19 protein-coding genes are annotated in these 23490 nt (G+C 43.6%); 12 read left to right on the top strand and 7 right to left on the bottom strand.

Annotated elements, in window-relative coordinates; genetic code table 11:
• Positions 1-101: 101 nt before the first annotated feature.
• From F6K53_RS19845 to F6K53_RS19855, 3 genes are all read left to right on the top strand, one after another.
• Positions 102-1736 carry an HlyD family efflux transporter periplasmic adaptor subunit gene (locus tag F6K53_RS19845; protein ID WP_293068133.1) on the top strand — a complete coding sequence of 545 codons (1635 nt, stop codon included), beginning with the start codon at positions 102-104 and terminating at the stop codon, positions 1734-1736.
• A gap of 974 nt (positions 1737-2710) precedes the next feature.
• Positions 2711-3091 carry a HetP family heterocyst commitment protein gene (locus F6K53_RS19850; protein ID WP_293035794.1) on the top strand — a complete coding sequence of 127 codons (381 nt, stop codon included), beginning with the start codon at positions 2711-2713 and terminating at the stop codon, positions 3089-3091.
• Positions 3092-3764: 673 nt separating this feature from the next.
• On the top strand, positions 3765-4061 hold the full coding sequence (locus tag F6K53_RS19855) for a hypothetical protein (RefSeq protein ID WP_293068127.1): 297 nt from the start codon (positions 3765-3767) through the stop codon (positions 4059-4061).
• A 273-nt stretch (positions 4062-4334) separates the two neighbouring features.
• On the opposite strand, the gene F6K53_RS19860 is transcribed toward F6K53_RS19855, so the two are convergent.
• A complete protein-coding gene (locus F6K53_RS19860; RefSeq protein ID WP_293068124.1) occupies positions 4335-4472 on the bottom strand; it encodes a hypothetical protein in 138 nt (45 codons plus the stop codon).
• Positions 4473-4675: 203 nt separating this feature from the next.
• Here F6K53_RS19860 and F6K53_RS19865 point away from each other — a divergent pair, with 203 nt between their 5' ends.
• From F6K53_RS19865 to F6K53_RS19875, 3 genes are all read left to right on the top strand, one after another.
• Positions 4676-4981, top strand: coding sequence for a hypothetical protein (locus tag F6K53_RS19865; RefSeq protein WP_293068121.1), 306 nt, complete (start codon positions 4676-4678; stop codon positions 4979-4981).
• Positions 4982-6080: 1099 nt separating this feature from the next.
• A complete protein-coding gene (locus F6K53_RS19870; protein WP_293068119.1) occupies positions 6081-6848 on the top strand; it encodes a peptidylprolyl isomerase in 768 nt (255 codons plus the stop codon).
• A gap of 128 nt (positions 6849-6976) precedes the next feature.
• A complete protein-coding gene (locus F6K53_RS19875) occupies positions 6977-7195 on the top strand; it encodes a hypothetical protein (RefSeq protein ID WP_293068116.1) in 219 nt (72 codons plus the stop codon).
• A 214-nt stretch (positions 7196-7409) separates the two neighbouring features.
• Here the strand turns inward: F6K53_RS19875 and F6K53_RS19880 are convergent, their stop codons facing one another.
• Entirely contained in the window at positions 7410-8249 is an 840-nt protein-coding gene (locus F6K53_RS19880) for a hypothetical protein (RefSeq protein ID WP_293046652.1), read from the bottom strand.
• Positions 8250-9326: 1077 nt separating this feature from the next.
• On the opposite strand from F6K53_RS19880, the gene F6K53_RS19885 reads away from it, so the two are divergent.
• Positions 9327-9590, top strand: coding sequence for a hypothetical protein (locus F6K53_RS19885; protein ID WP_293068113.1), 264 nt, complete (start codon positions 9327-9329; stop codon positions 9588-9590).
• Between the two features lie 659 nt (positions 9591-10249).
• On the opposite strand, the gene F6K53_RS19890 is transcribed toward F6K53_RS19885, so the two are convergent.
• The 3 genes from F6K53_RS19890 to F6K53_RS19900 all read right to left on the bottom strand — a co-directional run bounded on the left by F6K53_RS19890 (position 10250) and on the right by F6K53_RS19900 (position 14175).
• A complete protein-coding gene (locus F6K53_RS19890) occupies positions 10250-11245 on the bottom strand; it encodes an NAD(P)-dependent oxidoreductase (protein ID WP_293068110.1) in 996 nt (331 codons plus the stop codon).
• Between the two features lie 427 nt (positions 11246-11672).
• Complete coding sequence (gene hemE / locus F6K53_RS19895; protein ID WP_293068107.1) at positions 11673-12734, bottom strand: uroporphyrinogen decarboxylase; 1062 nt, start codon at positions 12732-12734, stop codon at positions 11673-11675.
• Between the two features lie 355 nt (positions 12735-13089).
• Positions 13090-14175, bottom strand: coding sequence for an LD-carboxypeptidase (locus tag F6K53_RS19900; protein WP_366511357.1), 1086 nt, complete (start codon positions 14173-14175; stop codon positions 13090-13092).
• A gap of 248 nt (positions 14176-14423) precedes the next feature.
• Here F6K53_RS19900 and ffh point away from each other — a divergent pair, with 248 nt between their 5' ends.
• The gene (gene ffh / locus F6K53_RS19905; protein WP_293068101.1) at positions 14424-15863 is read left to right on the top strand and encodes a signal recognition particle protein; all 1440 of its coding nucleotides are present in this window, start codon (positions 14424-14426) and stop codon (positions 15861-15863) included.
• On the opposite strand, the gene F6K53_RS19910 is transcribed toward ffh, so the two are convergent.
• Positions 15858-16217: a hypothetical protein gene (locus F6K53_RS19910; RefSeq protein WP_293068098.1), complete on the bottom strand. Its 360-nt coding sequence runs from the start codon at positions 16215-16217 to the stop codon at positions 15858-15860. The genes ffh and F6K53_RS19910 overlap by 6 nt on opposite strands.
• Before the next feature lie 69 nt (positions 16218-16286).
• On the opposite strand from F6K53_RS19910, the gene rpsP reads away from it, so the two are divergent.
• The 3 genes from rpsP to F6K53_RS19925 all read left to right on the top strand — a co-directional run bounded on the left by rpsP (position 16287) and on the right by F6K53_RS19925 (position 18093).
• Positions 16287-16535 (top strand): 30S ribosomal protein S16, encoded by a 249-nt coding sequence (gene rpsP, locus F6K53_RS19915; protein ID WP_071102122.1) that lies wholly within the window; start codon positions 16287-16289, stop codon positions 16533-16535.
• Positions 16510-16926 (top strand): KH domain-containing protein, encoded by a 417-nt coding sequence (locus F6K53_RS19920; protein WP_075895580.1) that lies wholly within the window; start codon positions 16510-16512, stop codon positions 16924-16926. The genes rpsP and F6K53_RS19920 overlap by 26 nt, the downstream gene beginning before the upstream one ends.
• Positions 16927-17136: 210 nt before the next feature.
• Positions 17137-18093 (top strand): PhoH family protein, encoded by a 957-nt coding sequence (locus tag F6K53_RS19925; RefSeq protein WP_293068095.1) that lies wholly within the window; start codon positions 17137-17139, stop codon positions 18091-18093.
• A gap of 14 nt (positions 18094-18107) precedes the next feature.
• Here F6K53_RS19925 and F6K53_RS19930 read toward each other — a convergent pair whose 3' ends face one another.
• Positions 18108-21962: a CHAT domain-containing protein gene (locus F6K53_RS19930; RefSeq protein WP_293068092.1), complete on the bottom strand. Its 3855-nt coding sequence runs from the start codon at positions 21960-21962 to the stop codon at positions 18108-18110.
• Between the two features lie 697 nt (positions 21963-22659).
• On the opposite strand from F6K53_RS19930, the gene F6K53_RS19935 reads away from it, so the two are divergent.
• The gene (locus F6K53_RS19935; RefSeq protein ID WP_293068089.1) at positions 22660-23487 is read left to right on the top strand and encodes a DUF6816 family protein; all 828 of its coding nucleotides are present in this window, start codon (positions 22660-22662) and stop codon (positions 23485-23487) included.
• The last annotated feature ends 3 nt before the right edge of the window (positions 23488-23490 follow it).

Genomic DNA, 23490 nt, shown 5'->3' on the forward strand with positions numbered 1-23490 from the left:
CTGATATCGCCCACTGTGTTCAAGATTAACTTTCGCCAAGGTTAGTCTTCTCAGTTCAAATCAATACACACAACACTAGCAGTGATTATCGGTGAACTACCATGAACAAACCAGAAGCATCTATGCCGTCTAGAGAGGGACTCCCTAAGGGAGAAACCGCTCACCCTAATCTAACCTCAGCTGAGATTAGATCGATCTATGGAGGGACAGCGGTATCAGCACCACTAGTCCGACCATCACCTAATCATGTCCCAAATCCGGTCACACCAACATCATCACTAGGAGCTACCAACACTCAAAACTGGTCAACAGCCCTACAAAATCTACTGGATCAGCCCCCATCGGTACTGCCCCAGAGACTGCTTTTGGGCGGATTCGCCTTCTGTATGGTCTGTGGAGTTTGGGCAACCTTTGGGCAAATTGACGAAGTGGGTAAAGCCACAGGCAAGTTAGTGCCAAAAGGAGAAGTGTATAAAATTCACCCGATCGAATCCGGCAAGGTGGCCAAGATTGCAGTCAAAGAAGGGGAATCGGTTACCGCTGGGCAAGTCTTGGTGGAACTGGATACAAAACTTGGTGCTACGGAAGTAGAGCGTTTGGAGCAACTGATCAATGCTGACCAAATCAAATTAATTCAGATGCAAGGGCTGATTGAAAACATCCGCCAAGAAGCCCAAACCCGTCAGCAAATTGCCAAAGCGGACATTGACGCACAACAGGCCGCTATCGCTCAGGCACAGACTAAAGTAGCCGCCTTACAAGAACAACTGCTCCAACATCAGGAGGCAAAAGTCGCCAGTCAGGACAGACTAGAACGGCTAAAACGACTCAAGGCGACTACCCAAGCACTGCTCCAGCAACGAGAGGATGATGCATTTGCCCTGAAAGAACGCCTAGAGAATCTCAAACCCCTGTTAGCATCAGGGGCAATCTCAAAAGAACAAGTATTTCAAGCAGAACATAGCCTACGAGCGAGTCAGCGGGTGATTACCCAAACCCAACTGCAAGAAGCAGCCAGTAACCAAGACCAAATTTATCAAGCCCAGCAGAGTATACGCGATCACAACAGCGCGATCACTCTCACTCAGAGCGATTTCAACCAGACCTTAGCAGAAATCCAACGACTTCAAGCAGGTTTAACTCAGAAGCAAGCAGAAGTCCATCGGACTCAGCTCGAGACCAAGCAGAAACTTCAGCAGTTGGAGATCGAACTGACTCAACTAAATGCCAAAATTGCTGAAAACCGCAATCTGCTAACTAGTGCAAAAGCTAGGCTCAAACAAAAGTTTCTCTATGCACCGGTGGATGGAGTAGTTTCCTCCCTCAACGTTGCCAATATTGGTGAAGTCTTTCAACCCGGTCAAACTATTGCCGAAGTAGCGCCCCAAGATGCGCCCCTGGTGTTATCAGCCAGTTTACCTAATCAAGAGGCAGGCTTTATCAAAGAAGGAATGCCGGTGCAAATCAAGCTTGATGCCTATCCATATCAGGAATACGGCATCATCAAAGGGAAAGTTACCTCCCTTTCTGCCGATGCCAAAACTGATCAACAACTTGGTTCGGTTTATGAGGTGGAAGTTTCCCTAAACCGTGACTACGTTACAGAGGACGATCAAATGATCCGATTTAAACCTGGTCAGACAGCCAAAGCTGATATCATTATCCGCCGCCGTCGGATTGTGGATTTCTTGTTAGATCCAATCCGACAGCTGCAAAAAGGTGGTGTCAATCTATAGCAGGAGTGACATACTCCCACACTGAATCGAGGATTACAGTGTGGGCTTCTTACCAACTCCACCCAACGGTATCGGCTTTCGCCGACGCTGCGCGAACGGATACTCGGTAAGCTTTATTAACGATACGGGATGCCCCTCCGCACCGGAACAATACAATAAGTTCTATTTTTTAAGCACGTAGGTGGCGGTTAGCTCTTATTTGGTCTTCCCTACTATAGCTAGTATAAACGATGAAAGATCCTGTCCGCAATTCATCTCACACTCATGCTGGGCATGTTCGTGATGAGGCTGCGGATGAAGCTAACGCAATTTAGCCATCGACATACTGCCTGTAGGGTAATAGGGGTGGTCCTAAATCCAGGTCAATTAACCCTGGTGGCACAACCAGTCAGGGAAGAGGAGTACAAAGGAGGGAAATGGATTGACTGACAAGTCGTGGGCTTTGCCCAGTTATGGAAATTTATGGTCAGAGCTAGCATTGAGCATGGTCATGGAAAAGCTGTGTGAATCCCCTGTGGATAAAGAATTTCACAATCTTTTCACAAAATCTGATCAAAATTTTCACGAAATCTGATCAAAATTTTCATAAAGCTTTGTTCAAAATAGTCTTTACTGAGAGTGTTTCAAGTTTTAGAGGTTTGTCAGTCAACTAGGGGCAAGGGGGGAAGAATCTGGTGTTGTTCAAAATTGCGATGATTGATGGAGATTTAGAAGAAGAGAATCCTGATCTATCAATCATAATTGATTGGTAAAAAAGAACAGGTTGTGAGATTATTCGAGATCACCCAATCACCCGATCACCCGATCACGCCATCTTCGCAGGTTTCACAACTCAAATCAGATGGTTAGATCAGTACTCTAACTCTTCGCTTAATTGACCAACCAGAATCACTGACTATTGAAACTAGAGGTAGAGTTCAAGCGTAAATCCTGCAAATCCAATTCGTTGACCTTCAGATCACAGAGAAATCATCATGAGTTACTCCATGCTTCGTCGTTCTAATCGCCCAGTGGGCAAAACCCTAGATCCTGAAAAGATTAGTTTGATTGAAGAAGCAATTCGCGATCGCAAGTATTCGTGGGCTTGTGTTTTGATGCTGCGTTATTTGGGTCTTAACCCCTTAGAATACATACCGTCGCGAACCTACTGCCGATTGCGACGGGATAACGAGAAAATGGACTCACTCAATCAAGCTACAACCGACAGCCTCAAGCAGGATAGGGAAGATGCTCCTAAGTGCTTAAGGAATATTAAAGATCTCGACTATGCAAAGCCCCTTGACAGGAGAAGCCAACTAGTGCAAGGGGGCTCTCAAGAACAGTGGTTTAACCACAAATTGCAAAAATTCTACTAAACTACTAGGAATGTACGGTTTTTCTAGGGACTGGTAATCTCACCATTAAGGTGAGGGGCTGATAACTCAATGCTGACAGTCCCCCAATCACTGAATTGATTTTGTTTTTCTTAATTTTTTGAGACTGCATAAATTCCATTAATACTCCCAAGTTAGTTTTCCATAACTTGGGCATTTTTCATAACAATTTGTTACGTTAAACTATCCCTAAAACTTTCCCGCCAAATTGGCGTGACAAGTAAAACCAATTCAACTAAGAGCGGTACTATAAAAGTAACAACAACCAAGGGGTTGTTAGTTACCTACCTAACTTAATCAAGGGTCGAGCTAAAGTTTCCGCCAAATTGGCGTGACAAGTGAGACAAATTCAATTAAGAGAGGTAGGATAAAACTAACAACAACAAAATCAAAGTTGTTGTTAGCTACCTACCTAACTTAATCAAGGTTCGAGCTAAAGTTTCCGCCAAATTGGCGTGACAAGCGAGACAAATTGACTTAAGAGAGGTAGGATAAAAATAACAATAAAGTTGTTTTTAGCTACCTAACTAATTTAATTCAAGTTTCCGCCAAATTGGCTTGACAAGTGATACAAATTGAATAATTAGCGGTATAATAAAACTAACAACAACCAAGTTGTTCACTAACACCAAACTTACAAAAGAGCAGACCAACCATGAATATTTCTGACCTAAATCACATCGAAGTTGTTAAAGAAGAAACCAATATCGTTGGTGGTGAAAGCCTATACCGTCGTATAAACTTCTATGATCGTAAGACCATTAATATCACTGAATATGTCGATATTGACAAGTATGTTGACTCTTATGTGAACCTTCGCGGCAACCTGGCTACTGCTGAAGCTACTGCTAGTGCCGATGGTTACGATAGTCTTAGTGAAACCTTTAGTGACGCTAAAGCTACTGAATACAGCTCTGATTCAATTTCTTTGTCTGTGGCTGCGGTCGGCTAATAATCTTAGTAGGGACTAATTGTAGTACCTGATTAGATTGCTGGGGGGGAAGCCTTTCTATCTAGGATAAATTCATCTCTAGATTTAGAGACCAATGCTTCCCCCTTAATTAAGGCAAATAGAAAGATGAAATTGGGAAGCCTTTCTATCTAGGATAAATTCATCTCTAGATTTAGAGACCAATGCTTCCCCTTTAATTAAGGCAAATAGGACGAAATAAGGAAGATTGTCTAGGCTCATGGCTTAGCAGGAAGTCGTTGGAAACACTTCAAATTAACTGGGTGGAGACAAGGAAAAAAGGAACGGAAAACCTGGAACAGAAGCGATGCAGCGCGGTCTTGGGGAGGCAGTGCGGTCTTGGGGGTCTCCCCCATGAGCAACTGCCGTGGTTTCCCCCATGAGCGACTGCATCAAGAGAAGGAAGGGTTTGCGTAACGTTAGTTGACTGAAAATTATCAGTTAACAAAAACTAGTGATGCCCAGGTAGTTTTAAATGTAGTTTCAAATTAGGTATTTTGGGATAAGAACACCCTTTTTGTTAAAAAAGGAATGTGATGCTTATCCATGCTTATCATCAATCTAAGAGGCACAGCTATACAGGTAGAGGTTGATTAATGATTATTAATAACCTAGATTTTGCTCGGGAACATGTTCAAGAAAACTGGATTATAGGCGGTGGAATTGCTCAGGCAAATACCAGAACACTTGCTAGAGCTGACGTGGCATTAGCTGAGGCTGATGCATTGGCTGTTGGCGATCAAACCTCAGCAGGGACTGATACTGATTCAAGAGTAATAAATAGCAAGTTTTCTAAGAAGAGCATCGCCAAGGCGAGTGCTGATGCTGAGGCTAGGACTAAGCAAGGACTTTTCCGGGCTCAGTCTGACAGTTTGTCTTTGTTTTTAGGTATAAAGAGATAATACCGATTTTGGTAAATCCGGCGATAAATCAATAAGGGGTTTCGGTAATTTTCGGTAATAGGTAAGGGAGACTAGGGGATGGGCGATGGAAACTAAAGTTTCTATAGTTTACCACCCAGCCCCTAACTTGATAATCAGGAGGGAATCGAATTAGGAATGAAGGTAAAAAGATGTTCATTCCTTTTTTAGGTTGAGCCTAAACTCCCTAAAATCATGGATATTTAATTACCAATTACCAATCAATTACCAATCAATTACCAATCAATTATCCTATGAGTGGAGCAGCATTATAGAGACAGGTTAAAGGCTTAGGCTAATCACCATTTAATTGGCATAGTTTTTGAAATGAGCGATTTTTGTTGATAGTTAACAGTTGAGGCTTGGTAGAGGGAAGACCTGTCTGTGCAGCAGTAGAACAGTTAACGGTCAACACTCAACAGTTAACACTACAAAATGCAGATTCAGCAGGTGCAGCTCAACGGTAACACAAGGCTGATAGCCGATTAATAGCCATGTTTGATTTCAGCAGAACATTGACAATTCTTCCTCGTGTGAGTCTGATTAGAAAGAGTCTCGGAAAGAGTCTCACACAGAGGTTGACAAAGCCCATCACAGACAGCATCGAACAGAACCATAGTTTAATTGCTAGTTCAACTGCGACTACAAACAATTTTTCCAACAATTTTTCCAGTATCATCAGAAACAATAGCCTCACTATCAATGGTAACGATCGTAGTAGGATAGGAACTAACGACTCACAAACAAATAGCACAAATAGCAGTTCATGGACTAATGGCTGGAGTTCAAGCAGTAGCGATCGCTTAACTAGAGGTATTTGATAGCACTGGTAATGGCATTGCTGATGCCACTTTGGTGAAATTCAATAACGATATTCTAGCTGTAGTCAAAGCAACCGTCGATGGACAGGGTGCAAGCACCCTAACTAATGCTGATTTCATCACAGGATCTGATACAATTTTAGCAGAAAATTGATAAGTAGTCGGAATCACCCCATCCCTTAGATCTGTTAACTCATCCGTTGCCCCATATGTTGCCCCATTACCCGATCAGCTAAAATCTGAACAAGGAAAAGCTAACCATGACTATTCTTTCTAGAGCATCCCTTGAACCACAGGAAATTACTGAGTTTCTGAAACGAGAAATCCAGCTCAAAGATGTCTCTGAGAAAATTTTGTATCAAAAAGTCATTAATCTAGCTGCTGCGGAAAGAAACTTAACCGTCACCGCCGAAGAAATTCAGGAAGAAGCCGATAAATTCCGTCACGAAAATCGCTTGGAGAAAGCTTCAGACACTCTAGCTTGGCTAGCGGATAATATGATTACTTCCGATGACTGGGAAGCCGGAATTCGCCAGCAATTGCTAGCTAAAAAGTTAGCCAAGTCTCTATTTGATAAAGATGTGGAAAAGTTTTTTGGTCAAAACCGACTAGATTTTGACCAAATTTTGCTCTATCAAATTATTGTAGCTAACGATAAACTTGCCCAAGAACTCTTCTATCAAATTGAAGAAAAAGAAATTAGCTTTTATCAAGCAGCTCATATCTACGACATTGATGAGGAACGCCGACAGAAGTGCGGTTTTGAAGGAAAGCTTTACCGTTGGAATTTACGTCCAGATATAGCAGCGATTGTCTTTGGTGTACCTATTGGAGAAGTGGTCAATCCCGTCAAAACTCCTCAGGGTTATCATATCTTGATGGTAGAAAGGTTTATCCCTGCTGAATTAACACCGGAACGGTACGACGAGATATTGGATAGACTGTTTCAGGATTGGCTCAATCGTGAACTAAACTATATGCTTCATAGTGACACTATGCTTGATAATGTTGATAGTCAAACTGCCTAGACGTTGGGTCAGTAGTGGCATGATTGAGGGTAATGGGTAATGGGTAAGTCAGCATTCAGCTGAATGCTGAATGCTTACCCTTTAAAGTTGGTAAACATCAATCAAAAAAGCCATGGAGGCATTAAATTATGATTCACTCCCGGATAATCATAAAATGGATAGTTTCACCAGATGGAAAGGTAGTAGTCCAATCCGAAAGTAGGGCATTTGCATCTGGTGATCAAGCAAACACCAGTCAAGAGGTTACTGTGACCAGAGAGTCAGGCAGGAGTTATAGCAGAAGTTCCAGCTCTAGCTTTGCTTCTTCTACGGTCAAAGATAAGAGAGCAACATCAGGAAAAAAATAAGGGAGCAAAATGCTCCCACTAGCGGTTTTTTTTTCCAACTAATAACTAATTATATCAAATCCGGTTGAATAATTATCATATTCCTGATCGGGGAATTAGTAATTGGTAATTGGGGGATTAGGAATTGGTAGTTTACGATTCCCCATTACCGATTGCTTATGACCAAAAATCCAGGAGTTAATAAGTGATTAACCGGACTTAATTATTATTATGATTAATCCCTTAATAACTTTGACTTATCGGTAAAACTTTTAGTTTTGACTCGGTATCCAATGCTCAGTAAACCGAAGAAAAGTAAGCCTAGCAAGTTTGACGATTCAGGAGCTTTAACGGTTGCCTTATTCGTTTTAGCTTCGACTAAGGTCAAATAAGTTGCTGTTTCGAAAGTGCGCTCATAATAACCCTGAACATCAGCCAGAGCAAATTCCTCTGTTCCTCCAAACAACTTAGTAAAGTCGTTATAAGCAAACACATTGTCACTGTGAGCAGACACAAGGAAATCATCATATCCTAGAGTCTCTAAGTTACCAGAGAGAGCGAAGAAGTCGATGGGAGTACTCAAGTCATTGCTATCGTATAACTCGAAAACTACGGTGCCCTCGGCACTTGCACTTTCTGCAGGTGGATTGTCGATCATGGTGATTAGATCGAGAAAACCATTGAAATCGAAAGAAAAGGTTTCCCCTGCATCGACAAAGAAGTTGTAACCGATAAGTCCAGCAAAACTTTCCGCCACACCACGGTAGTTGCTTCCTTCACCCTCAGCGGTACTCAAAGATTTATTACCAGCTCGTTTTAGTGGATCGGGTGAATCAGGGTTAAAAGTTGACACCGCGTTCGCCTCAGCAATCACATCACCCCCACTTGAAATCACAAAAGTGTCGGCTTCAGTCAGGGTAACGACTTCCAGAGGATCAGTACTAAAGTTTTTGAAGTCAAAGGATCCTTTAGACAAAGCGAAAGTAGCAGCCAAACTTGGTGCAGCAGCGAGAACGGAACCGGTTACTGTAGCGAACAGTAATAATTTTTTAGCAATGGTTTTGTTCATTTTCATAATTGTCTGGGTGTTGTGGAATAAATTTCAGCCAGCGAAGTTTTTTTTGAACTGCCTAAATTTGCGGTTCAATTTGGGAAATTCAAGGCACAATAATTGTTCTGATACTAGTGTTGTAATGTAAGCATTCAGCCGTCAGTAGTCAGTAGTCAGTGGTCAGTGGTCGCTGATAGCTGATACGCGACACGCTGATAGCTGATAGCTGTTGGCGTAGCCTGCGCGTAGCGCATTAGCTTACGTTGTAATTGTTGTATTCAACAGTGAGCACAGATATTGATTGGTGCCTAAAAAAATCCGGAATATCATTATAATGAATGTTTTTTTTGCTTCATATAATATACTTAACCGGAAAAAAATCCCTATTTATAGGTAAGCATTCAGCTCAGGCAATGGCTGATAGCTGGCAATGGTAGATGCGCCTATGGCGTTAGCTGTCGGCTGAATACTTCCATTTATAGATTAATAATAAGCGAAAAATTCGCTATTGATTATAAAGTCAGTGTAATTCTACCTACCGATTAGTTAAAGATTTTGTAAAATTAATTTACGGCAGGGAAAGGATTTTTTAAAAGCTTTTATTGGATGATTAAAAAGCTTTTAATAGCTTGTGTTTAATAGGTAATAATTAATATCAATTCAGGTTTAATACCCATAATTAGAGGGAGGGTGGGACCCACCCCTAACCCCTCCCAGGAGGTAAATATGGGGAGATGGGTAGATTTTTATTAAGGGTAATTATCCCGACATAATATAATCGGTAATCGTAAATTAACTACAAAGTGCCAATTAATAATTACCAATTAAATAAAAGGGTAAATGGTCGTCTATAATCCTGATATATTCTGGATTTAGCCAATTCATTTACGCAATTTATTAACCTGATTTTTATCCAACTTGGAGGGAATAATCTGGGATTTAGTTCTCAGTAATTTAGTTCTCAGTAATTAAAACTATGCTCATGATTGTCTAGGTATAGTTGTGGAGCATAGTGACCTTATATCAAGTCAGGTTGAATACCCATAATTAGAGTAAGTGTGGGAAGTGTGGGGAGGGTGGTAAGTGTGGGGAGATGGGGAGATGGGGAGATGGGGAGATCTCACAGGGGTAGGTTTTTTACATTTGGGTCGGGAGTCGGGAATCGGGAGTCGGGAATCGGGAGTCGGGAATCGGGAAAAGCGGGAAATGGGGAGAATTATCCCGGAAAATATTGTGTATTTTGATACATATTTTGAGGAATTTATACGTAATCAAAGTACCTACTCGCCCCTTTCTAAAAAACCTACCCTTATGAGGATGGGGAGATGGGGGAGGTTTTTATTAAGGGTAATTATCCTGACATGATATTAAACCTAAAGCTGGTAAAGTTAGAGCTGCTAAATTTAGCTCTGGTAAGTATTTTGGTGCGCTTGTATCCCCCCGAGACTAATTACTGATTCTAATAATTAGTCAACCGGAGATGATAGTATTATTTTATTCAGATAAATTTGTGAGTTAGGGAGCATGTCACTTATGCAGAACATTTGTACTAAATCTGGGTAATGGGTAATAGGTAATGGGTAATAGGTAATGGGTAATAGGTAATGGGTAATAGGTAATGGGTAATAGGTAATAGGGGGAGCATGTCCTTATGCAGAAGACATCTCCATAAAATCGGTTTTGACCCAGGCATTACAAGGGTTTGAGGTTAATTTTTGGAGATGTCTAGAATATTTGTACATTATCTATAGCCCCCTCATGGGTTTAAGCTTGCTCTAATGGTACATAGTACAAATGTTCTGCAACGCAAGACCTGCTCCCTGTGAGTTAGAGCAACCTCGGTTAATCGCGTCGTTTATCCTAAGACTATCAAAGAATTAAGCTAGGGTACTTGAGCCGAGTTATGGATCATTTGATGGTGTTATGTTAAAATTAAGCATAATTTATATTTCAGCAATGGAAAACTTAAAGACAACTTAACTAGGAGTCCTGTTTCTAGTTTAAAGTGTCACGATTTGAAAAATCTAATCTCTGCTAATGCCACTAACTTTGAGAAGGTCAGTAAGTGTAGGACAGTAAGTCTGTAAACCAAAGGTGGTTGGATTCACGGGGTTTTGATAAATAAAATGTCTGTAATTCAAGGAAAACCGACTCCAAGGATCCATCTGAATCCGGAACAGCACAATAAAGATATTGGCAAGCCAGATAAACAATGGTAGGCGAAAATAAATTTGTTTACCAAGATACCTACAAACTTCTTCTACGGCTTGGTTGACACTCAACGGCTGACAACCCAAAACCAATCTACCACTAGAAATCCACTCTGCTTCTGCACTCAATCCTTGAGAGGGAGGATGATCAATCAGGTATTGCACGACCTGAGCAATATCTTGGGCGTGGATGAAGTGGAAACTGCCATCAGCTCTAAACCAACGAATCAAGTTAATCCATTTGACAATATCTGGGAGTCCCGATGACAGATGGGAGTAGGGTTTAGTTTCGTCTCCACCCAGTACCAAGGTAGGAAAGACGGTAGTAATCTTAGGAGCGATCGCTAATTGGGATAAGCGCTTCAGACAAGTGTATTTTGAATAGATATATTCTGTTCCAAGTTCACCAGCTTCTTTGAGTAATTGGTTATTCCTATCCAATACGCTAGCAGTAGAGAAATAAATTACTTGCTCACAAACAGTAGGGTCAAGCAAGTTGATTAACTCGATAGTTTTGACAACGTTAATATCAAATGTTTCGTGTTGACCTCCCCAAGCGGTTGCGGCCAGAATTGCCGCATTCATTGTCTTGAGCAAGTCACCAAAGTCTTCAATCTGCCGCAGATCACCTTTTAGGATGGTAATGCCAGCACGCCCCTTGTCGCCAAACTTCAAGTCGTCAAACTTTAATTTGTCAGGGTTTCTGACTAACAAATACAACTCATGGTCAGTGTCGAGACTTAACGCTTCAGTGATGTAGTGACCAATGCAGCCACTAGCACCAGTGATAAAAATCCGCTTAGAGGTCATGGGATTTTGGATTTTCAATTCAATTATGTACTCCCGATCCTGACCTAACACAAACAAACAACTAGGTCAACTACTTCTAGGGGTACAAGAAGGTTTTGATCGAGTGAATAACACTTCCTTTATTGTTGTGGTGATGCATCTTGAAGGATTCTATCCTTAGTCGTCTAATCAAGTATCTGCACTCTCAAGATAGTTGTATAAGGTTGTTAATCTCATCCCCTTCAAGGGGATGAGACTGAAGCGAGGATTCCATTTAGTGGAGGGGCTACGTGGACAAGTAAACGTCTGCACCTTGAAAGCCCGGTCCAACTCTGACCGAAGGATACCCTAGGGGGGACTAGCGATACCCAAACCTATGACTGCTAGAGGGAGAAAATGGGACAGAATCTGGTTATCGATTCTCTACTTCCTCTTGTGTTATCTACTATTATGCATGAACAGCCATTAATTTATCTGCCTTTTTGGCAGTTTCAAAGAAGAATCTAACATTATCTTCTGGAGTGCCGGGTAAAACACCATGACCGAGATTTAAGATATGACCTTTGTGGCCAGCTTTGCGAATAGTATCGACAATGCGATCGCGAATAAAAGCTTGTGACCCAAAGAGCACTCCTGGGTCGATATTGCCCTGAACTTTCATATCAGGACCCAATCTTTTTCTAGCTTCTGCCATGTCTACGGTCCAGTCTACGCTGACCATATCAACCCCGGACTGTCCCATGCGTTCAAGCACTCCAGCGCTACCACTGATATAGAGAATGAAGGGGGTATCTGGGTGAGTTGCTTTAACCTGCTGTACTACTCGCTGCTGATAGGGTAAGGCAAAGGTTTCGTAGTCTTGGGGACTCAGTTCACCTGCCCAAGAGTCAAACATTTGTATTACCTGAGCACCGCTATTGATTTGGTAACGGACATAGATAGCGATCGCATCAGCTAGCTTACCCAAGAATTGGTGTAGCATAGCTGGTTGTGAGAAGGCCATCCCTTTAATGATGGAGTAATTTTTAGAACTTTTACCCTCAATGGCATAAGCGCCCAAAGTCCAGGGAGCACCGACAAAACCTAGCACTGCTGCTTTATTGCCGACTTCGTCCCGTAGCGCCTTCAAAATTTCCCGGATAAACCCAAATTTCTCTAAATCCAACAGATGTAGCTGGTCAATTTGTTCCTGGGTACGAATCGGTTGGTTAATGATTGGCCCTTTACTTTCGACAATATCAAACTCGATACCAATCCCTGGCAATGGAGTTAGAATATCAGAGAACAAAATCACTCCATCTGGTTTAAACGCTTTCCAGGGTTGTAGAGAAATCTCAATCGCTATGTCTGGATTTTCGGAGCGCTCGCGAAAACTTGGATACTTATCCCGTAAATCGCGATAAACCTTCATATAACGACCTGCCTGTCGCATCATCCACACAGGGGGGCGCTCTAACTCCTCACCACGAGCCGCCCTCAACAAATAAGGAACCTGGGTTGACCCAGCCATATGGCATCTATCCTATTATACTTTTTTAAGTGTATTTGTCAGCTTATCATGCTGGTATTCCGTTTACTCTCCTGATTTGAGAAGATTAAAAAAGTATTAATAATAAGTTACATTCTAAGACGGTGCCTTGGCCTAAAGGCCACGCTACGCGAAGGTTAAAAGGAGATGGAAACAAAGGGAATAACAAACTTTCCAGCTTGGCCAATAGGCCACGCTACGCGAACAACCTGCTAACCTGCTAACTGGCTAACCTGCTAACTGGCTAACCTGCTAACTGGCTAACCTTGGCCAAAAGGCCACGCTAAGCCAACAACCTGCCAACTTTCAACCTGCCAACTTTCAACCTGCTAACCTGCTAACCTCCAACCCAACTCAAGGTCCCGGCCTCAGCATCTAGTTCAACCAGCTGTCCCACAGGAAGGGCAGCGTTAACCCCATCGTGACCGAAAGGCAAGTCAGAGACAACCGGTATACCCAGATCCCAAATGCGATCGCGCAACACTTCCTCCACACTCCAGCTAGGAACATCCTTGGGAGGAGCACAACGGCTAAACCGCCCTAAGGCAATACCTTTCACCCCGGCCATTGCACCACTCATGCGCCACTGAGTCAACATCCGGTCAATGCGGTAGGGAGCCTCAGTGACATCTTCTAGAGCAAGAATAACTCCTGATAATGAAGGTTGTAGGGGTGTACCCAGCAGATGAGTAGCGACCGTAAGATTAGCCGGTAGCAACACACCAGAAACCTTACCACCTCCCCAACCAACCCCTTTTAATGGTGCTATGGGTCGTCCTTCCACCCAATCAAACAACCGATTGAGTGACCATTCCGGTTCACCAGCAATAGTAGTCAGTAACGGACCATGAACACCGGAAACCCCTATCTGACCAAGACTCCACAGTAAAGCTGTAATATCAGAAAAACCAATCAACCACTTCAAAGCAGAGGTTACAGGTTGGTTTGTTGAAGGTTGCAGGTTGGTCGAGGTTACAGGTTGGTTTGTTGAAGGTTGCAGGTTGGTCGAGGTTACAGGTTGTTCGCGTAGCGTGGCCTTTTGGCCAAGGTTATCTGGTTCCAAGTTGTCTTGAGAACCTTCAACCTTCAACTTGCCAACCTTCAACTCTTCTGGCCATGTCCAGTCTTCCAGAAGTCTAGCGCTACCATAACCTCCTCTAGCACAGAGAATGCCGCGACATTTGGGGTCAAGACACGCTTCGAGCAACTGTTGGCGTCGCTGACTATCAGTCCCAGCTAGGTAACCTTCCCTAGCGTTCCAGTTCTGTGGTAATTGAACATGGTAGCCACGGGATCGCCAAATCTCAATCCCCCGATTGAAAGCATCAACCTCACGCAAGGTTCCACTTGGAACAATTACCCGCAATAGATCTGGCGGTTTTAATGGTGGTGGTAGCTGGCATACAGAAAAACTAGCCCTGATCTTTTGCACAGACAGTTGATTCACGCTCACCGAATTCCGCAGTAGCTCTTAAGTCATGCCTTGATTTTAACCATTTCAAGAAATTTCACGAATAGCCCAGGGCTAAATGCTTACCAACCAGATTGAACTAAAATCCCCAAAAGCGCTATGCTAGTAAGGTGTGTAGCTAAGAGGTGTGGTATATCAAAACTCTGGCGACTCAGTAAAGTAACCATAAAAACAAAACCATCACAATTGACAATTGACGTATGTTTGATGCTCTCGCCGAACGCTTAGAAGATGCTTGGAAAAAACTACGGGGTCAGGACAAGATCTCTAGTTCTAACATCCAAGACGCCCTAAAAGAAGTGCGTCGCGCCCTCTTATCAGCAGACGTCAACCTACAAGTAGTCAAAGATTTCGTTGCTGGAGTAGAAGCGAAAGCACAAGGCAGTGAAGTCATATCAGGTGTTCGCCCTGACCAGCAGTTCATCAAAATAGTCTACGACGAACTGGTGCAAGTGATGGGGGAAACTAATGTTCCCCTAGCCCAAGCAGACACCCCACCAACCGTTGTGCTAATGGCTGGTCTACAAGGTACTGGTAAAACTACGGCTAGTGCAAAACTCGCTTTACATCTGCGTAAGCAAGAACGTAGCTGTTTGCTAGTGGCTACAGACGTGTATCGACCCGCAGCCATTGATCAATTAGTCACCCTCGGTCAACAAATTGATGTACCGGTGTTTGAGTTAGGTACAGAAGCTGACCCAGTAGAGATTGCTCGTCAAGGGGTAGAACGGGCAAAAGCAATGGCTATCGATACGGTAATTATCGATACAGCGGGACGACTGCAAATCGACCAAGACATGATGGGAGAACTCTCCCGCATCAAAGAAACCGTCCAACCCCACGATACCCTACTAGTGGTGGATGCCATGACTGGTCAGGAAGCAGCAACCCTGACCCGCACCTTCCATGAGCAAATCGGCATTACTGGGGCAATTCTCTCCAAACTTGATGGGGATAGTCGTGGTGGTGCAGCCCTTTCAGTCAGGCAAATTTCAGGTCAGCCGATTAAATTTGTTGGGGTTGGGGAAAAGGTCGAGGCACTACAACCATTTTATCCTGACCGCATGGCATCCCGGATTCTGGGTATGGGGGATGTACTCACCTTGGTTGAGAAAGCCCAGGAAGAGATTGACATCGCTGATGCTGAACAGATGCAACAGAAAATGCTGGAAGCCAAATTTGACTTCAGCGATTTCTTGAAGCAGATGCGCCTGTTAAAGAACATGGGCTCCCTTGGTGGTTTGATGAAACTGGTTCCAGGCATGGGCAAACTCAGTTCTTCTCAACTTCAACAAGGGGAAACCAAGCTCAAGCAGTCCGAAGCTATGATTAGCTCCATGACCTCCGAGGAGCGTCGTAACCCAGATTTATTAGCTAGCTCTCCGAGCCGCCGCCGCCGCATTGCCCAAGGTTCTGGTCATACGGAAAAAGACGTCAGGGGTCTGGTGAGTGAATTTACCAGAATGCGATCGCTTATGCAGCAAATGGGTCAAGGTCAGATGCCAGCCATGGGGGGGTTAGGTGGTATGTTAGGTGGTATGGGTGGTGGAAATCCTCGTAATCTACCTGGTTGGCGTGGTAGTGGCTCTGGCAAGAAAAAGAAAAAAGCTAAGAAGAAGAAGGGATTTGGGCAATTATAGTAGAAGGTTAGCCAGTAGAAGCTTAGCCAGTAGAAGGTTAGAAGGTTGTTCGCGTAGCGTGGCCTTTTGGCCAAGGTTAGAAAGTTGTTCGCGTAGCGTGGCCTTTTGGCCAAGGTTACGCTGAAGGTTAGCCTGTTGTTCGCCTTTGGCGTTCGGTGTAGGGTAGGTTAGCCTGTTGTTCGCCTTTGGCGTTCCCATAGGGTAGGTTAGCTGGTAGAAGGTAACGCGGTAAAAGGTGACACAGAAGAAGGTTAGCCTGAAGGTTAGCCCGTTCCCTGAGGCGTGCGCAGTAGGGTAGCTGAGAAGATTGTGAACAGGTAGCGGCTTGCCTGCTGAGTCAGTTACAATCTTCACAATTCAACCTGTTCACTTTCAAACCCCCAAAGATCGCTTAAAATCAAACAGGTGAATTAATTAGGTACAATGATCAAAATCAGATTAAAACGATTCGGCAAAAAGCGTGAAGTAAGCTATCGAATAGTGGCAATTCCCAGCAGTGCACGCCGTGATGGGCGTCCTCTAGAAGAACTGGGATTCTATAATCCAAGAAATGATGAAACGAGGCTGAATGTACCAGCAATAGTGAAGTGGCTCAAAAATGGAGCTCAGCCAACACAAACCGTGCGTAATATCTTGCAAAAAGCTAATGTTTTTGAACAAATCCGTACCTGAAATCCTATCTGCTTCTGTTAGAGATGATGACCCAGATTATTCAGCACTGGTGAGATTTTTAATCGAGCCGTTCTTGGAATCACCAGACTCCCTCAGCGTAGACTGTGAGAAATCAAATGGGAAAGAGCGTGTCTGGATTCGACTAGCTTTTAATGGAGAGGATAAAGGGCGAGTTTTCGGTCGGGGTGGTCGCAATATTCAAGCGATTCGGACAGTAATTAAAGCAGCAGCCCAAGCTGCTGGCCAAACTGTTTATTTGGATATCTATGAAGGCTCAGGCTCAGGTAGTAGCCCTCGTCGAGACAATGGCCCTAGTCGTAGAACCATTGTCAGAAGAAATTTACCTCGCCGAGTTGCCAGACCTAGAGTAACTCCAAGATTTCCCTCCTAAGTTCTCTATTGCAATAGTTTTGAAGGTTTGGGTAATGAGAGGACAATGGAGAAAAGGGGGTGAAGAACATCCGGCTGCTGTACCTCTCATTACCAATGGCAGGAAACCTTGAAGATTGGTCAAGATTGGTAGATTGAGTTGTCTATTAAGTTACTTTAAGTTACCAGTTAACTTCGATAGTTGAGACAGCAAGCCTGTAGTTGATAAACCTTGAGTGAAGTATCCAAAACAATTGAGCTACCCAGCCCAGAAAGTGCAATCGCCTTGGTTGGAGACCAGGAAGAAAACCTGAAAACCCTATCACGGCAAACCGGTGCGCATCTGGTGCTGCGAGGGCAAGAGTTATTGATTTCTGGCACCGAGAAACAGGTCGAGCGGGTATCATCCCTAGTGCGATCGCTTAAAATTTATTGGATCGAAGGTAAAAGGATTACAGGAGTAGACATCCAAACTGCAATTCATGCCTTAGATACTAAGCGACAGGATGAATTACAAGATTTACATCAAGATGTGCTGGCTCATACTCGCCGGGGTGAGGTAATCCGAGCTAAAACCTTCCGGCAACGGCAGTATATCAAAGCTGTACTAAGCCATGACCTCACCTTCTGTGTGGGACCAGCAGGCACTGGCAAAACTTTCCTAGCTGTGGTAATAGCCGCTCAGGCGTTACTAAATAATCAATATGAACGGCTGATTCTGACACGACCAGCGGTAGAAGCTGGTGAAAAACTTGGCTTTTTACCAGGAGACTTGCAGCAGAAAATTAATCCCTATTTGCGCCCCCTCTATGATGCTCTCCATGAACTGATTGATACAGAGAAGACTGCCAATTTAATGGAACGGGGCATTATTGAAGTGGCTCCCCTAGCGTATATGCGAGGTCGCACCCTCAATAATGCCTTCGTGATTATTGATGAAGCTCAGAATACCACACCAGCCCAGATGAAGATGGTTTTGACTCGTTTGGGTTCACGTTCTCGGATGGTAGTGACTGGTGATCTGACCCAGACCGATTTATCTAGCAACCAACCCTCAGGATTAGCGATAACCCTAAAAATCTTAAGATCTGTAGAAGGTATTGCTTTCTGCGAACTCACCAATAAGGATGTTGTCCGTAATCCCCTCGTTCAGAGGATTGTTACTGCTTATCAAAATTATGAGCAGTGAATAATTGGTATTCACTACGGATCTCCAACTAGGGTAAAAGCAGCCCAATAGTAGGGATGAGAAAAGCTTTGTTTTCCTGCTCCTGACAATTCTGGCGGTAACGAGATGTTCTTGCCCGAGCCATATAACTGATTATTCTCGATACGCACATTGCCTTGAATCATCGCTAACTGTGCCTGTCGCAAAGCTTCACTTTTACTCGATGTCTTTCTCAACTGACGGTAAAACTCAGTAGTCAGCCCCAGAGCACCTTGATCACTGACATACCAAAGGGTTGCCAAAGTCGAGTCAACTCCTGCCTGAAAGGCTGACCCAGCAAAACCCAACTCCGCTTCTCGATTGCCCAAAGCAGTTCGACAAGCACTGAGTACCAACAACTCTACCGATGGCTCATAAAGCAGATTTTGCATTTCATACAGCCTTAGTTTGTAGTTCCACATCTGAATGTAGGAATCGTTAGGAGTTCCCGAGTTGAACTCTGCATGGGTGGCTAGGTGAATGATCCCATATTGCTGCTGTTGTCGTTGAGCCCTTAAATTGTCCAGAGTAAAGGCTTCGTTGAGAAAAGAGCGACCTTTCCACAGTTTTTCAGTGATGGTGGTTAACTCCACTTCTACCCCAGGCAAAGGCTGTTGATAAGGAAATTTCGATGCTCCCATTGCCAGAACCCGGAAGGGTCTCACATCTGTGTGACGAGAATAGGTTAAGCTCAGACTAGGCACCAAGTTAACACCATATTTCTCAACCAGATATTGTTGCCCATCGTAGATAGCTGCTATAGGTAGGGAGCGCAAACCCTCATCCATAGCAAATATTAGGCTCTGAATCTTGCGGTTATTTAAGTCCTTCTCCAAGGGCCCTATGATCCATTGATAAATTTGCTCAGCTGGGTAATGGTGGGCTTTGGCATCCAAGCTGTCGGGATTGCTAAGCGATCGCTGAAATCTATTAGTCACAGCTAGGACTTGATCACGACTGGCACCATTGATTCGCCGCAGAATTGGATTACCTTCAGCGGTGATCACCAAAAGTTCCAGCTGGTCGTTTGGTTTTGGTAAGCAACGCTCTGGTGCTTGAGGCACCTCAGAGAGTCGGTAACCAAACCGTCGGTCGATTTTGGAAACAGGGATTGAGGGACTTTGACATCGAGTGCCTGGTAAGGTACTAGAGTTTTCGACAAAACTGACGTAAATCACCGCAGTCTTTAGCCCTGTCTCCCTCTCAAGCTCCCGAGTCCGATTGCGGACATCATTCTGAGTGTTGATTTTCGTCTTGAACTGTCGCTGAAAGTGTGACTGATATTCTTTGGTGAAGGCTTCTTCAATTAAATAAACTGGGTCAGTTTCAGGTGAAACCTCCTCAGTTGTGGAATTTGATTGAGATGAAGCAGTAGGGGTTCCAGATTCTGAACTACCAGGGTCTGAGCTACTAGCTTCAGAACTAGAGGACTCTTGCATGTCACTTATAGTCTTGCCAGGGGTGGAACCGGGAGTCTGGTCACCACTGTTTATATCGTTGGAGTTATTTGTGTCAGAGGGTTTGTCATTAACAGTTCCATCACCTTCGCCCAAGCTAACATTAAGGTTAGAGTCAGAGTCGGTTTCACCAGTGTCTATAAGGTCGGTTTCACCAGTGTCTATAAGGTCGGTTTCACCAGTGTCTATAAGGTCGGTTTCTTCTATAAGGTCTGTTTCTTCTTGTTGGTTTGTGTCGTTTTGTTGGTTTGTGTCGTTTTGTTGGTTTGTGTCGTTTTGTTGGTTTGTGTCGTTTTGTTGGTTTGTTTCCTCTTTTGTATTAGTATCTGTGGGGGAAAGCCTAATATTCAAATTCCCATCCCTCTCTTCAACGGAAGCCTGCACATCTATATCTTCCGGGATTTGATCTCTTATTTTTATTTCCTGCTCTGGGCTGAACTCTTCCTGACTAACAAACTCTACATCACCAGCATTACCATTACCCCGAGCTCTTGTCGTGATCTTCAACTTATCAGAGTCGATAATATCTACGATATTATCTAAATTTGGAACCTGAAACGTTACTTTACCAGCATTACCACCCCCTGAAACCTCAGTGTTGATATCGAGTTTTTCTCCCTCTATCTTAATAGAGCCATTTTTAGTTTCCAAAAATACATTACCAGAATTATTACCATTTCTTTCTGTGGTTCTTATTTCGGTAAAACTCAAATCCTCAGTATTGCGAAAAATAATGTCACCTTGAGCAGATAGGATTACAGGACCAGCATTACCTTCAATTACAGGAGCATCATCATTAGTATTAACACTGGTGTCGATATTACCAATAGTGATCCTCCCGGATAGAGGGTCTCCAGAATTGTCCGTAACTTGATTGGATGAAGCATCTCCAGAATTGTCCGTAACTTGATTGGTCAATTCATCTTTATTCAAACCTGCCCTCAAAATCACAGCACGACTACTTCTTAAAGTATTAATATCTGATTGGCCAATCTCTGAAGCTGAATCTGAGTCTAAATCTGCTAGCCCAGTATCTGGTGCAGTGATCTTGATATTCCCAGCTTCAATATTGCCTGTGGACTCTACTTTAAGAGAAGACCCTGTGTAATTCCCAAAGGTAACATCCCCGTCAGCAGTGATAATTGGGTCTTGGAGGCTAACAAAGTTACCTGGTTCACCAGCTAAATTCTCAATTGAGAAATTACCGCCACTGGCAAAGTGAGCATCTGTAGAGATCTTGCCATCGCTGACCAAGCTCAGGTCGCCACCACTCTGGAAGCGGGTGTCGGGATTGTTCAGTGCTAGGATATCAATGCCCCCATCCCCCTGAATCTTGAGGTTTCCTCCTGCTACAGCTTGGAAGGAATTATCTGTTGTGTCCCTGATCAGCACCGTATTCTTGGCCAATAGGCTTAAGTCCCCGGTGCTAGATAGCTGGCTTTCCTTGAGAGTCAAGTTATTATTAGCAGACAGGATTGCCCTTGGTGCTGTTAGGTCCTTAACAGTTACATCCCCAGGCGCTATAGTGATGCCAGAACTAGTCAAGGTTACGGTGTCATCACCATTATCCGTGAATTCTGTGGCATGACTGACACCATCCCCGGTTAATAGCTTGGGTAAAGAGAGCGGTGTAAAAGGTTGTTCTGGTGTGGAGGGATTTGAGGTTAGGGGTTCAACTTCCAAATTCAGCAAACTTCCTGGCTGGCTAATTTTTACCAAACTTTCCCCAGGCACAGCAGCTATAGTAATTGTTCCTTCTGGAAGCTCCAGTTGATTGGTGTTGATGACAGTACCACCGATTAAAGTCAGGTTATTTCCTTCTAGGATTTCTATACCCTCATTAAAAATTAGTCCCGGTGTCTCGGATGTATCAAACGCAAAGGCACTGGGTGTACCGACTAAGGTAGAGTACTCATTGGCACTAAAGGCATTAAACCAATTGTCATCACCAAAGCCAATCCTAGTCGCCGTAGTTGCGGTGAATGAAGCGGGGACATTCAGCTGGGCATTAGCACCAAAAATTATCCCTGCTGGGTTCATTAAAAACAGGCTAGGGTTGCCCTCCCCTGTGATTTTTATCAAACCGTTGATCACAGAAGCATTACCACCGGTGACCCGACTCAGAATGTTTTGTATATCCGGTTGAGATAGGAAGTTAGCAATTTGGTCTTGGTCTAGACCAAACTCCTGAAAGCTGTGAAAGAGATTATCTTCAGAGCGGATGCCACCATCAATGTCAAATTGATTGCCATCGAGGGTGACTTGGGTCTGAGTGCTACCATCGGCTTGAATGGGCTGGGCTTGAGTTGGCATGACACCAATATGGGCTACCAACAAAGATAAGGCTGCCAGGGACTGGCTGATTTGACTCACAGCTAATTTGATTTGGCTCATGGGTAATATCGTTTTTAATCGGCTATCCTGAATTCCAAAATGCATTAGTCAACTACAGGATGAGATTAGCAATTTCCTAATACGTCTGTTTTTAAGCTGAGGTCAGATGCACCCTGGGGTATCAGCTGCTTAGGAGTGAATCACACTGAATCACACTGAATCACACTGAATCACAATACTGAGGGGAATAGTACTATGAGTCAGGGTTTGGTAAACATCAGGCTGGTGACCTTAACTGAAATCTTGAAGCCTTTATTAAGATATAAGTATATACACTTTTATTATATATACACTTTTATTATTAACATTACTGATTAACTTTGTTCCGGTTAATTTATATTAACTTAACTAAATCTTTTTGATATAGCCACATAGTTTCAAGCTTTCTATGGTAAGCTGGTAAGATTAATTTTTAATTACCAGTAATTGAAGTAAAAGTAAGTAAAATCATCGATTATCAAGAACTCTACAGATTTTGGACAGTTCTCGCGAGAGTGAACTCTAGTTGACAGTTAGCCCTGGATTAGGCTAAAGGATATATAACAGGATATCTCAGTGGAAACACCGACAGCGCAGACACCCAAAGTTAAAATGGTAATGGTCAGCACTCCCCTCTTGCTTTGATTCACCGCTTAGATGGGGTGACCTGCCTTACCGGCAAGATAGCTTACAAGTCTAAGGTGAGAGGAATTGTGGTGTGAGAAGAATTTTGGGATTATGTCTGGTGTTAACCTTGCTCCTGGTTGGTGGTGAGGCTCAGGCAGGAGAGTTAGCTCAGCGTTTAGGTCAGTTTCCCGATTGGAAAAGCAAACCACCAGTAACAGCGGCGACGGGGGATTTGGTATATCCCACTTGGATCAAGGGGACTTGGAAAGTTACCAGCACTCTGATCGAGCAGATAGCACCTCTAGCACCAGAAATAGTCACCCCAGGATTTGAAGGTAATCGCAGTCATCTCAAGGAGCCCATTAGTTTTCTGGTGCGGTTTCAACAAGTTGGGAAATCAAGCTCAGGACTTGGGGATTGGTTTATTCCCTTTAGAACTAGACGTTCTAGAAAAAATCTATCAGTATTAAAACCTACCTCAGAGGTGGTTGCTGAAGACGTGGTTGCTGACCGAGCGTTCAATGGGTTGAATATTGCTAGGGCTTACCTAGGCGATCCCATAATTAGAGCTGTCAAAGTAGACCCCAATTCCCCTAATCGTCAAGTTACTCTTCTGCGCACCGGGAGCCAACTAGTTTCAGTGATTACTGGTCGCGCTTCTGAAATACCAGCTCCGGATCAGTTTATTGCCACAGAAGTTGTCAACCAAGTCTTTCGCGGTACTCGCCGACCTTTTTTCAACGAAGTAGAAACCACAACAGCATATCAGTTCTATAAATCACCTAGTCCAATTATTAAGGCTGACCAAGTCACAGCAGTTTATCTGTCACCACAAGACCCCGATTACTTTAAAGCTTTGGAAAAACCTGTGGCTCTCTATCGCTATCAATTAGAGCTAGTAGCAGTCAAGGACGGTTGAAGG

The organism is Moorena sp. SIO4A1 (assembly GCF_010672065.1).
GTDB lineage: Bacteria > Cyanobacteriota > Cyanobacteriia > Cyanobacteriales > Coleofasciculaceae > Moorena.

Excerpts from the sequence above, each read along its gene's own strand:
- F6K53_RS19855 (WP_293068127.1), top strand. The coding sequence starts at position 3,765 with ATGAATATTTCTGACCTAAATCACATCGAAGTTGTTAAAGAAGAAACC.
- F6K53_RS19850 (WP_293035794.1), top strand. The coding sequence starts at position 2,711 with ATGAGTTACTCCATGCTTCGTCGTTCTAATCGCCCAGTGGGCAAAACC.
- F6K53_RS19845 (WP_293068133.1), top strand. The coding sequence starts at position 102 with ATGAACAAACCAGAAGCATCTATGCCGTCTAGAGAGGGACTCCCTAAG.
- F6K53_RS19865 (WP_293068121.1), top strand. The coding sequence starts at position 4,676 with ATGATTATTAATAACCTAGATTTTGCTCGGGAACATGTTCAAGAAAAC.
- F6K53_RS19860 (WP_293068124.1), bottom strand. The coding sequence starts at position 4,472 with ATGCAGTCGCTCATGGGGGAAACCACGGCAGTTGCTCATGGGGGAGAC.
- rpsP (WP_071102122.1), top strand. The coding sequence starts at position 16,287 with ATGATCAAAATCAGATTAAAACGATTCGGCAAAAAGCGTGAAGTAAGC.
- F6K53_RS19870 (WP_293068119.1), top strand. The coding sequence starts at position 6,081 with ATGACTATTCTTTCTAGAGCATCCCTTGAACCACAGGAAATTACTGAG.
- ffh (WP_293068101.1), top strand. The coding sequence starts at position 14,424 with ATGTTTGATGCTCTCGCCGAACGCTTAGAAGATGCTTGGAAAAAACTA.
- F6K53_RS19875 (WP_293068116.1), top strand. The coding sequence starts at position 6,977 with ATGATTCACTCCCGGATAATCATAAAATGGATAGTTTCACCAGATGGA.
- F6K53_RS19880 (WP_293046652.1), bottom strand. The coding sequence starts at position 8,249 with ATGAAAATGAACAAAACCATTGCTAAAAAATTATTACTGTTCGCTACA.
- F6K53_RS19885 (WP_293068113.1), top strand. The coding sequence starts at position 9,327 with ATGGGGAGATGGGGAGATCTCACAGGGGTAGGTTTTTTACATTTGGGT.
- hemE (WP_293068107.1), bottom strand. The coding sequence starts at position 12,734 with ATGGCTGGGTCAACCCAGGTTCCTTATTTGTTGAGGGCGGCTCGTGGT.
- F6K53_RS19890 (WP_293068110.1), bottom strand. The coding sequence starts at position 11,245 with ATGACCTCTAAGCGGATTTTTATCACTGGTGCTAGTGGCTGCATTGGT.
- F6K53_RS19920 (WP_075895580.1), top strand. The coding sequence starts at position 16,510 with ATGTTTTTGAACAAATCCGTACCTGAAATCCTATCTGCTTCTGTTAGA.
- F6K53_RS19930 (WP_293068092.1), bottom strand. The coding sequence starts at position 21,962 with ATGAGCCAAATCAAATTAGCTGTGAGTCAAATCAGCCAGTCCCTGGCA.